The 12,027-nt window shown below is 41.0% G+C and carries 9 protein-coding genes; 8 read left to right on the top strand and 1 reads right to left on the bottom strand.

What is annotated here, in order from left to right; translation table 11 throughout:
* Nucleotides 1-178 precede the first annotated feature (178 nt).
* From NSQ11_RS16310 to uvrA, 3 genes are all read left to right on the top strand, one after another.
* The gene (locus tag NSQ11_RS16310; RefSeq protein WP_008348197.1) at nucleotides 179-424 is read left to right on the top strand and encodes a CsbA family protein; all 246 of its coding nucleotides are present in this window, start codon (nucleotides 179-181) and stop codon (nucleotides 422-424) included.
* Nucleotides 425-714: 290 nt separating this feature from the next.
* Complete coding sequence (uvrB, locus tag NSQ11_RS16305) at nucleotides 715-2,700, top strand: excinuclease ABC subunit UvrB (RefSeq protein ID WP_017368122.1); 1,986 nt, start codon at nucleotides 715-717, stop codon at nucleotides 2,698-2,700.
* A gap of 7 nt (nucleotides 2,701-2,707) precedes the next feature.
* Complete coding sequence (gene uvrA / locus NSQ11_RS16300; protein WP_048001943.1) at nucleotides 2,708-5,584, top strand: excinuclease ABC subunit UvrA; 2,877 nt, start codon at nucleotides 2,708-2,710, stop codon at nucleotides 5,582-5,584.
* Between the two features lie 33 nt (nucleotides 5,585-5,617).
* On the opposite strand, the gene NSQ11_RS16295 is transcribed toward uvrA, so the two are convergent.
* Nucleotides 5,618-5,848: a hypothetical protein gene (locus tag NSQ11_RS16295; RefSeq protein ID WP_008348188.1), complete on the bottom strand. Its 231-nt coding sequence runs from the start codon at nucleotides 5,846-5,848 to the stop codon at nucleotides 5,618-5,620.
* 197 nt (nucleotides 5,849-6,045) lie between these two features.
* Between NSQ11_RS16295 and NSQ11_RS16290 the strand changes: the two genes are divergently transcribed.
* From NSQ11_RS16290 to NSQ11_RS16270, 5 genes are all read left to right on the top strand, one after another.
* Complete coding sequence (locus tag NSQ11_RS16290) at nucleotides 6,046-6,381, top strand: hypothetical protein (RefSeq protein WP_008348186.1); 336 nt, start codon at nucleotides 6,046-6,048, stop codon at nucleotides 6,379-6,381.
* A gap of 11 nt (nucleotides 6,382-6,392) precedes the next feature.
* Entirely contained in the window at nucleotides 6,393-7,484 is a 1,092-nt protein-coding gene (locus NSQ11_RS16285; protein ID WP_060832685.1) for a DUF4097 domain-containing protein, read from the top strand.
* A 6-nt stretch (nucleotides 7,485-7,490) separates the two neighbouring features.
* Entirely contained in the window at nucleotides 7,491-7,685 is a 195-nt protein-coding gene (locus NSQ11_RS16280; RefSeq protein ID WP_008348183.1) for a PspC domain-containing protein, read from the top strand.
* Complete coding sequence (locus NSQ11_RS16275) at nucleotides 7,686-8,072, top strand: phage holin family protein (protein WP_007500042.1); 387 nt, start codon at nucleotides 7,686-7,688, stop codon at nucleotides 8,070-8,072.
* A 94-nt stretch (nucleotides 8,073-8,166) separates the two neighbouring features.
* On the top strand, nucleotides 8,167-12,021 hold the full coding sequence (locus NSQ11_RS16270; RefSeq protein ID WP_081114528.1) for a metallophosphoesterase: 3,855 nt from the start codon (nucleotides 8,167-8,169) through the stop codon (nucleotides 12,019-12,021).
* Nucleotides 12,022-12,027 lie beyond the last annotated feature (6 nt).

Below are 12,027 nucleotides of genomic sequence, written 5' to 3'. Positions count from 1 at the left end.
TGTCAAAGACGTAAAGACCTATCTTTAGAAAGGGGACGTTTTCACTAATTTTCCTCCTCATCTATATCAAAAGTCTTCACCCGAGAAGAAAAAAAGCTGAAATCGAAAACTGTGAATTGTTCATTATGCCAATCTTTACTATAATCAAGGGAGTAGACCATGTAGAGGGAGGGTTTTTGTGATTACAAAAGCCATATTTGCACTTGTTTTTCCTTTCTTGCTCGTTATTTTATTTTCAAAGGTTACTTATAATCATTACGTTGGCATTGCATTAACAGCAGCGCTTTTATTTGCTTCGTATATGAAAGGCTATACAGAAACCTACTTTATCGTAGGATTAGATATTATTTCTTTAGTGGCCGGGGCATTGTTTATGGCCAAGAAAGAAGTCGAAAAAAGAGAGAAGGCTGAAAAACATCATTGATGTGATCCCTCTTGATGAAAAGAAAATGTTTTTGATTGCAGGAGCTGTGCTTACGATTCTAGTGAGTGCAGCTTTCTTTTTTGTGGTTTTTCTGCTGATCGAATATCTCACTCCAAAATGTTCCATACTGAAAGGAAGGTTTCTTTAGAGGGTTATGAGCCACGGCAGAGAGGGTATGGTTGTATTGGAAATAAAAATCAAGTCAGACACGAACTTTAGTTCGTATTTTTGTGTTCTTTTATGATAATATATTCATTAGATAGATTTCGTAACGAAACGGAGGCTTTGATGTGAGTGACCGCTTTGAATTAGTTTCTAACTATCAGCCCCAAGGGGATCAGCCAAAAGCCATTGAAAAGCTTGTGGAGGGCATCCATCAGGGGAAACAGCATCAAACGCTGTTAGGTGCTACAGGTACGGGAAAGACCTTTACTGTATCCAACCTGATCAAAGAAGTGAACAAACCAACACTTGTCATTGCGCATAACAAGACACTTGCCGGACAATTATACAGCGAGTTTAAGGAATTCTTTCCGAATAATGCTGTTGAATATTTTGTGAGTTATTATGATTATTATCAGCCTGAGGCGTATGTGCCTCAAACTGATACATTTATTGAAAAGGATGCCAGCATTAATGATGAGATCGATAAGCTAAGGCACTCCGCCACATCCTCATTATTTGAGCGGAGAGATGTCATCATCATTGCCAGTGTGTCCTGTATTTATGGCTTAGGTTCTCCTGAAGAATACAGAGAGCTTGTGCTGTCTTTACGAACTGAAATGGAAATTGAACGCAATCAGCTGCTGCGTAAGCTTGTGGATATTCAGTATTCTCGTAATGATATAGATTTTCAGCGCGGAACCTTCAGAGTTCGAGGAGACGTCGTTGAAATTTTTCCTGCTTCACGAGATGAGCATTGTATCAGAGTGGAGTTTTTCGGTGATGAAATTGAACGTATTCGTGAAGTAGATGCTCTCACTGGAGAAATTCTCGGTGATCGTGACCACGTTGCTATTTTCCCAGCATCTCACTTCGTCACAAGAGAAGAAAAGATGGAAAAAGCGATTATTAATATTGAAAAAGAGCTTGAGGAACAGTTGGAAAAGCTTCGTGAAAACGGGAAATTGCTTGAAGCACAGCGTCTTGAGCAGCGGACAAGGTATGACCTTGAGATGATGAGAGAGATGGGCTTTTGTTCAGGGATTGAGAACTACTCAAGACATCTCACCTTACGTCCGCCTGGTTCAACACCTTACACATTGCTTGATTATTTTCCGGATGATTTTATGATTGTTGTCGATGAGTCACACGTGACCATCCCGCAAATTCGCGCCATGTACAATGGGGACCAGGCAAGAAAACAAGTGCTTGTTGATCACGGATTCCGTCTGCCGTCAGCACTTGATAATAGACCACTCACATTTGATGAGTTTGAAAAGCACATTAACCATATTGTGCATGTATCCGCAACACCGGGCCCATACGAGCTTGATAAAACGCCAGAGGTCGTGGAACAAATTATTCGTCCAACCGGTTTGCTTGATCCAATCATTGAAGTTCGTCCGATTGAAGGACAAATCGATGACTTAATTGGGGAAATTCATGCAAGGGTTGAGAAAAATGAGCGTGTGCTTGTGACGACTTTAACGAAGAAAATGTCTGAGGATCTGACAGATTATCTGAAAGAAATCGGAATCAAGGTCAATTATCTGCACTCAGAAATTAAGACACTAGAACGGATTGAGATTATTCGTGATTTACGTCTCGGAAAATATGATGTGCTTGTAGGGATCAACCTTCTTCGAGAAGGCTTGGATATTCCAGAGGTGTCGCTCGTGGCGATTTTAGATGCGGATAAAGAAGGCTTTTTACGTTCAGAAAGATCCCTCATCCAGACGATTGGTCGTGCTGCAAGAAATGCAGAAGGCCGAGTTATCATGTATGCAGACAATATGACGAAATCAATGGACATTGCCATACAAGAAACAAAGCGGAGACGTGAGCAGCAAGAAGCGTATAATGAGAAATTTGGTATCACTCCGCAAACGATCCATAAGAAGATTCGAGATGTGATCAAGGCAACAAAAGTACATGAGGATTCAGAAGAATACGAAACAAAAGCAGCACCAAAGTTGTCAAAAATGAGCAAAAAAGAACGAGAAAAAGTGATCGAAAACGTCGAGATGGAAATGAAAGATGCAGCAAAAGCGCTTGATTTTGAAAAAGCAGCAGAATTAAGAGATCTATTGCTAGAGCTAAAAGCGGAAGGATGAATGCCAGATGGCTATGGAACGAATAGAGGTGAAAGGGGCAAGAGCCCACAACCTTAAAAATATTGATGTCAATATCCCGCGCGATCAGCTAGTGGTCATTACAGGTTTATCTGGTTCGGGAAAATCGTCGCTTGCCTTCGATACCATTTATGCAGAAGGTCAGCGTAGGTATGTTGAATCACTGTCGGCCTATGCACGTCAATTTCTCGGTCAAATGGACAAACCAGATGTAGATGCGATTGAAGGGCTTTCTCCAGCGATTAGTATTGACCAGAAAACGACAAGCAGGAACCCTCGATCAACCGTTGGGACAGTTACAGAAATTTATGATTACTTGCGTCTATTATATGCTCGAGTCGGAAAACCGATTTGTCCTATTCATGGGATCGAAATTACATCACAGACGATTGAGCAAATGACAGACCGTATTTTAGAGTATCCAGAACGAACGAAACTACAAGTGCTTGCTCCGATCGTATCTGGACGTAAGGGAACACACGTGAAAGTACTTGATCAAATTCGGAAGCAGGGCTACGTTCGAGTCAGAGTTGATGGCGAGATGGAGGACCTGTCAGAAGAGATTGAGCTTGAAAAGAATAAAAAGCATTCCATTGAAGTGGTGATTGATCGAATTGTCGTGAAAGAAGGTGTGGCTGCACGGTTGTCTGATTCTCTTGAAACGGCACTCCGACTTGGGGAAGGCCGCGTGATGATTGATGTGATTGGACAAGAGGAGCTGTTGTTTAGTGAGCATCATGCTTGTCCACACTGCGGATTCTCTATTGGGGAACTTGAGCCGAGAATGTTCTCGTTTAATAGCCCTTTCGGTGCCTGTCCAAGCTGTGATGGGCTTGGTTCTAAACTAGAAGTAGATCCAGAGCTTGTGATTCCGAATAAGGATTTGACTTTACGTCAGCATGCCATTGCCCCATGGGAGCCTCAAAGCTCACAATATTACCCGCAGCTTCTTGAGGCGGTATGTACACATTATGGAATTGACATGGATATTCCGGTAAAAGATATCCCGCCGCATTTATTTGATAAAATTTTATATGGTAGCGGCTCTGAGCTGATTTATTTTAAATATGAAAATGATTTTGGCCAGGTCCGTGAAAATGAAATCGAGTTTGAAGGTGTGCTTCGTAACATTGAACGACGCTACAAGGAAACGAGCTCCGATTATATTCGGGAGCAAATGGAAAAATATATGGCCAATCAGCCATGCCCGACCTGTAAAGGATATCGCCTGAAAAAAGAAACGCTTGCGGTTCTCATCAATGGCAAACATATCGGAGAAATGACCGATTTGTCTGTATCTGATGCCCTTGATTTCTATGAGAAAATTGAGTTGTCTGAGAAAGATTTGCAGATTGCCCAGCTCATTTTACGTGAAATCAAAGAGCGCTTGTCCTTCTTGAATAATGTGGGGTTAGATTATCTGACATTAAGCCGGTCTGCTGGCACATTATCAGGCGGGGAGGCGCAGCGGATTCGTTTGGCGACACAAATCGGATCAAGACTGACAGGCGTTCTTTATATTTTAGATGAACCATCGATTGGTCTGCATCAACGGGATAATGACCGGTTGATTGGAACATTGAAAAACATGCGAGATATCGGAAACACACTGATTGTCGTAGAACATGATGAAGATACGATGCTTGCCGCTGATTATCTCATTGATATTGGACCAGGTGCAGGGGTTCATGGAGGAGAAGTGATTTCAGCTGGAACGCCAGAAGAAGTCATGAATGACCCAAAATCGTTGACTGGACAATATTTATCTGGTGAGAAATTCATTCCGCTTCCGATTGAGAGACGAAAGCCTGACGGCCGCTTCATTGAAATTAAGGGGGCAAAAGAAAACAACCTTAAAAACGTGAATGCGAAGTTTCCTTTAGGTGTTTTTACCGCTGTGACAGGTGTGTCAGGATCAGGGAAAAGTACACTTGTGAATGAAATTTTATTGAAATCCCTCGCCCAAAAACTGCACAGAGCAAAAGCGAAGCCAGGACAGCACAAAGAAATCAAAGGAATGGATCACTTAGACAAAGTCATTGATATTGATCAATCTCCAATTGGCCGTACACCAAGATCCAATCCTGCTACGTATACAGGTGTATTTGATGACGTGCGGGATGTCTTTGCGCAAACCAATGAAGCGAAGGTACGAGGCTATAAAAAAGGGCGATTCAGCTTTAACGTGAAAGGTGGACGCTGCGAAGCGTGTCGTGGAGATGGCATTATTAAAATTGAAATGCACTTTTTACCTGATGTATACGTGCCTTGTGAAGTGTGTCACGGGAAACGTTATAACCGTGAGACGTTAGAGGTCACGTATAAAGGGAAAAATATTTCCGATGTTCTTGAAATGACGGTAGAGGACGCACTTCAATTTTTCGAGAATATCCCGAAAATTAAGCGGAAGCTGCAAACGATCTTTGATGTTGGATTAGGATACATTACACTTGGGCAACCTGCCACGACATTGTCTGGTGGAGAGGCGCAGCGTGTGAAATTGGCATCTGAGCTTCATCGCCGTTCAAACGGAAGATCCTTGTATATTTTAGATGAACCGACAACCGGTCTTCATGTGGATGATATTGCTAGGTTGTTAAAAGTGCTCCAGCGCTTGGTCGAAAACGGGGATACGGTATTGGTCATTGAGCACAACCTTGATATTATTAAGGCTGCCGATTACCTTGTTGATCTAGGACCAGAAGGCGGTGCTGGTGGAGGAACGATTATTGCTTCAGGAACACCTGAACACATTGCTAAAGAAGAAGCTTCTTACACCGGTCGATACTTAAAACCGATTTTAGAGCGTGATCGTGAGCGAATGAAACAGTTAGTCAAAGAAACAGAAAGTGTGACATCCTCATAAAGAAAAACCCCTCGGAAAAGAGGGGTTTTCCTTTTATTGCACATCTTCCTTTGGCATTAAGTTACTGAGGTGCGTTAAATCCTTTAAAATATGAGTGCTGCTACTATCGAGCAGTACTTTTAAATAACGGATATCACCATACTTCGGATGAGACGGATGAATGGCCTCTAGCTCCTTGATCATATCGCTGTTCATGCTTTTCTGTTTCTGTATAAGGTCTAAAAGCGTTTGTGCCGTGTGGTTAGCATTATGATGATCTGTCAAAATAATTACCCCCTATAATGATAATCACCATCTTTTCAACATATTTTAAAGGGTAATCCATGAAGAATCTACACTTAGGTGCAAAAAGAAATAATTTGTGTCTAAGGTCATATGTAAATCGAATGAGTTTGAAACTTTTTATACGCCATAAACGTATGAGTTAGAAAGGAATTTTCATCATGAAGGAGCGAATATATATGAACAGAGATCAGTCGATCATTGCATCTATTTGTTATTTTAGTGTATTTTTCATGCCGTTTATTGTACCGATCGTGGCATATTTTGTAGTGGATCAAAAGGAAACGAAACGGCATTCGCTGCGTGCATTGTGGTCACATGTTTTGCCAGTCGCAGCGTGTGTGCTGCTGGTTTTTGGAGCTATCCCCTTTTTATTGACGACACAGGCAAGCGACTCACTCGTTCCAGTGTTCACCGTACTTATCTTGTCCTTTTTAGTCGCCATTGGCTTTTTGATCTCTGTCATTTGGAATATCATTCAAGGTATTAAAGTGCTTCAATCCATCAAATCGTAGGAGGGCTTTGTATGAATGAAAAAGAACGCATTTTAAAATTAGTAGAAGACGGGACATTATCTGCAAAAGAAGCGATTACGCTGCTTGAAAAATTAGAAGAAAATCAGTCCATTTCACTAGAAAAATCAACGGCTGATCATACCTTTCATGAAGAAAAAGTTGGCGCAGAGAATAAAGGAACTGGTACTGAAAACCTCGGTGCAAAGCTGTTTGGATGGTTAGATTCGGCGGTGAAAAAGGTCAAAGATGTAGATCTTGATTTGAACTTTGGACAGTCCGTCGACGTTGAACACATTTTTCAATTCAAAGACGCGGCACTGTCTCATTTAGATATTCAATTGGCAAACGGCAGTCTCAATTTGATGCCTTGGGATGATGGGGATGTTCGGGCAGAGTGTCATGCGAAAATTTACCGTGCAGAGGATGGAGAGCAGGCAAGACAGCAATTTCTTCAACATCTGGATTGCGGGCTTGAAGGGGACAAATTTTTTATCCGAACTGAAAAGAAGACCATGAAGGTCAATGTCACCCTGTATGTGCCACGTATCCAATACGATAAGATCAAAGTCAAACTGTTTAATGGACCGATTCGCGGGGAAAAGCTAAAGACAAAAGAACTGGCTGCAAAAACAACAAATGGCGTCGTCTCTTTTGCCTCTTTACAAGCAGAAAAAGTCGGGATTGAAACAGCAAATGGACAAATCAAACTGGCTGATCACGAGTGTGGTATGATTGAAGTAGAAACCATTAATGGGCTCATTGACCTGCGCGGGAAAAGTGAATCAATTGATGCACAGAGCTTCAATGGGAACATTGCTGTTCAGCTGTCAGATGAGAAATGCCGTTCGATCTATGCAAAAACGACAACAGGCAGTGTAGACGTTCAGATTCCGCGTGCTTGTGCAGTGACTGCGGAGCTGAAAAGCAATCTCGGATCGATCTCTCATGAGCTGCTTGATGCAAATATGATTAAAGAGAAAAATGAAACGCTGCAAAAAGAGAAAATGATCAAAGCCAATCAACAGGCGGAGCACAATATATCCATTTTTGCAGAAACAAAAACAGGCTCAATCCAAGTAAAGCACCAATCAGACAAGGAGTGATTCTACATGAAGAAGCTTTATCGTTCAGCGACAGATAAAAAAATAGCGGGTGTTGTCGGTGGACTTGCTGAATACTTAAGTGTCGATGCATCCCTGCTTCGTATTTTAACGGTGATCATCGGATTTATGACAGCATTTATGCCGATATTCTTGATCTACTTCATCTGGTATTTTGTTGTTCCGGAAGAAGGCACTAACTAAATGCTTAGATGGATCGTTAGTATTTTCGTCAATGCATTACTTTTAATCGTCATTGCTGGATATTTTGATTCAGGCATTCTGCCAGGCCTTGGTAGTGTGTATATTGAAGGCTTTGGCGCAGCGATTGTAGCAAGTATTATTTTGTCCTTGCTCAATATTTTAGTGAAGCCGTTTTTGATCATTTTAACGCTGCCAGTGACAGTACTTTCACTAGGATTGTTCCTCTTTGTCATTAATGCCATCACACTGATGATGACCTCAAGCTTTATGGGAGATAGTTTTAACATTGATGGGTTTGGAACGGCCATTTGGATGGCTGTCATTTTATCCATTTTCCATCTGCTCATACAGAAAGGAATCGTGGAACCGTTAGCGAAAAAAAGCTAACGGTTTTTTTGTGTGAATTTATATCGTTTCCCCGTTCCATCTGTCATAAAAACCGTCTTCAGGAGACACAATATCCGAAGGGAGGCGGTGCACGATGGTGAATGTGAGCAGACAAATCATTCTTTTGCTTTTTTTGAGCATTCTTTTTTGTTTCAGTCAGCCTGCTTCAGCAGGATCTTTGACACAAACACAAGTGAACATACGAAATAAGCCCTTTTCACCTTTTATCTTTGATCAATTTCAAGTAGATGTCCGTCCGGTTCAAGGAAAAAAACGTGATCTTCAATTTAGGGCATCTATTAGTCAGTCAGAGCAAATTTTGTCTGCAAACTTGTACTATAAACAGAGTGATGAACTAGGATATCGATTGATCCCAATGGAACGATTACCGGGGATGAAACCAGAATTCACAGCGAAAATCCCGACAGATCAGTTGTGGAATCCAACAGTTCATTACTATACAGAATTCCTGACGCAGAAGTCTGTCATCAAAACAACCGAACAAGCAGTTCACTTAAACGGATTTGAAGAGGATCTCTCACAAATTCCTGAGCTATTGATGACAGAAATCGTCGTGAATTCAAAAAACCGCAAAGGCAAGGATGCTTTTGAATTCATCGAGGTGTATAACACAACACATGCACCCATTTCACTTCGACATTACCAGCTTCGCTATCGCAATCCAGCGCAAGGCGTGGAGATGGATGATATATATTCATTTCACACAAGTCCTATCACCATTTCTCCTGGAAAGCCGTACGTATTTTGGCTTAGAAAAAAAGGGCAGGAGCATTTAACGGTAGCGGACTTTAATGCGATGTACAAAAGCCATTTAAAAGAGGGCGAGCAACTATCGGTCATTGAGAGTAAAGGATTGTCCAATTCTAAATCCCGCCTTGTTTCTATCACAACAAATATAGGAGAAGAGGTATCGTCGGCATCCTATCGTTTAAGGCCTTCATTGTTTAGCGAGCACAGATCGTTACTGTTCAAGTATCCAATGGATGGTACGACACAAATGAAGCTGATCTCGAAAGTGGAGGAAGAGCCAACACCCGGAAAAGTGTTAAAAGCACAAATTCCAACTGAAAAAAAAGAAATATCACAAGATGTTCATAAACCTGTGATCGAAGATATGACAGACAATCAACCGATAAAACCAACTGAAGGCATTGAAATGAGGGCAGATGTGCAGGATGATCAGTCCGTCAAAACGGTCAAATTGCGATATCGAACCAATCGTCATGAAGATTTTAAAGAGGTGCTGCTTCAAAAGGATCATAATGATCGGCTGTTTCACTATATTATTTATTCACCTGAGCTCATCGGTAAAGATCGATTGGAATATCAGATTGAAGCGTCTGACGGCGAAAATCAAGCAATGACAATGAAAAAAACAATTGATGTGGAACAAGTAAGCAAAGCTCACGGCCTTCGATTGAATGTAGAAGAAGGAGATACCGTTTCTGGCGTATTTCACTTAAAAGCAACAGCAGATCAGAAAAAAAGCATAAAATTAATGATAGATGGAAAACCGATTCGACAAGTATTCCCTGCACTTGAAGCAGATCCATATCTTGCATTTGATGTCAAAGGGACAAATTTATATTTTAAGAATGGTGTGTCTATAGGTAAGCACTTACTTTCCATTTTTGATGATTCGACAAAAGTGTATCGCACCTATACGATACCAATACCAGAAAAACACTTAGAAAAGGCAGGTCCACAAACGATATCATTCCATGCTGGGACGAAGTCATCGCCGTTTGACCGATTTCCTGGAGAAAATCACGATGATTTTGAATTGAAAAATGTCCAGATGATTTTATCGAATGGAACTCAAATTCTGCCTCTAAATGCGAGCCAGCATGAGGAATGGAAAATGGGCGACGGTGGCAGCGCTAAGAAGGTGAGAGCATTTCAGTTTCAAATCCCGAAGCAAGCATATGCATCAAGCTATATTCAGTGGGATACAAGAAGGCTGAAAGAAGGAGTACATGTTGTTCAGGCTAAAACCGCAGACGAATCTCAATCTGTACGTGTGAAAGTCGATAACACGGGTCCGAAAATCAAGAGTAATATACAGGCAAATGACCAATATAAAGGCGTCTTTACGTTAAAGGCAAAGGTAACGGATCGTTGGAGTGACATAGCGGAGATGAAGGCATATTTAGATGGAAAACCGATCTCTTTGCCTTATCAAACGTCCTCTAGCGAATTAGAACCTGGGGAGCACACATTGAAGATAAAAGCAAAAGATGCCGCTGGAAACAAATCAACTTTGAAAAAGGTTTTTAAGACGGTACATGAACACCCTGAAACGCCAGAGAGAGTGTCAGATAGGACAAAAAAGGAATCATCTAAGCAAACAGTGCTAACCAATGATCCTACTAATGATCAGTTAGATTACTCCTTTTACCGTGCCTATCAATATACATCGCTGCATCCGTCCATGAAGATTTTCAAATATGCAGCGGAAACAGAGCCGCCAAAACATTTAAATGAAACAGGGGAAATGATTTTTTCTGATCGAGAAAGAAATCGCATTGCATTTGCTGATGGTAAATCAGTGGAAACGAAAGATCTACAGCATTTTCCTTATCATCGCTTTCAAATCAAGGTTCATCACGATGTACGTGAAAAGGATGTTGTCGAGGCTGTATGGAAAGGAAGCTCATTATCAGGGAGAAAGGTAACGATGTACGCTTGGAATCATCAGCAAGAAAAGTGGGATAAAATCACTCATCACTTTGCCAAGGATGAAAAGGAATTTTACCTAAAAGGGCTGCTGTCAGTCAGACAGTATATGAAAAATCAAACGTTTGATTTGCTTGTACAAGATGAGATCAGTCAGACGTTAAAGCCTTATAAGATGGTGTGGATGTCTGATACTCAATATTATGCCAGAAGTTATCCTCATATCTTCAAAAAAATGGTCGAGTGGATCAGAGATCAAAGGGACCCATTAAATATTCAATATGTGTTCCATACAGGTGATATTGTGGATGATTCAAAGGATAAGCAATGGAATCGTGCCGATACATTTATGCGTGTGTTAGATCAGCATCAGATTCCTTACGGTGTATTAGCTGGTAATCATGATGTCAGACACAAAGACGGCCATTATAGGGAATATGGGAGATACTTTGGAGCGAAACGCTTTGAAGACAAGCCATATTACGGTGAATCTTATCAAAACAATCGAGGTCATTATGATCTTATCTCTGCTGGTGGCAATGATTATATGATGGTGTATATGGGCTGGGGGATCAAGCAAAATGAGATTGACTGGTTAAATCGAGTCATTTCTGAACATCCAGATCGCATTGTCATTTTAAATTTCCATGAGTATTTGTTAGTGAGCGGCAATCGAAGCCCAATTGGAGATTTGATCTTCCATCAAGTGGTAAAGCGTCACCCGAATATTGTCGCAGTATTTAGCGGTCACTACCACGGAGCCAGTCGAAAAGTAGATGAGATTGACGATGATCATGATGGAAAAGTGGACAGAAAAGTATATCAAATCCTTGCAGATTACCAGTCAGGTCCTGAAGGCGGTCAAGGTTTTATGCGGCTGATCACTGCGGATCAAGAAAAAAATAAACTTCATTTCACCACATATTCACCCTACTTGAATCAAGAACATTTCTATGATCCAAAAACGTATGGAGATCAAGATGAATTTTCAATTGATGTCGATTTAACACCAAAAATGAAATCCGTCAAAACCAATTATTTTGAATTGAATGTCTACACAAACGTTCTTCTTGGAGAAGTCAAAGGTGTGAAAAGTGGTAAAAAAGCAAGCTTTGAATGGAAAGGGTTAAAGCCAAATCAAGAATATTATTGGTACACTGTCGCAAAAGACCGTTTCGAAGGGAAAGCGATTTCGCCTATATGGAAAATTCATACAAAAAATGATGATCAATCAACATTTCTTAGGAAATAAAAAAAC

This window comes from Bacillus sp. FSL W7-1582 (assembly GCF_038593325.1).
In the GTDB taxonomy this organism is placed as follows: Bacteria; Bacillota; Bacilli; order Bacillales; family Bacillaceae; genus Bacillus; species Bacillus altitudinis.
This window is presented reverse-complemented; position numbering and strand designations above follow the sequence as displayed.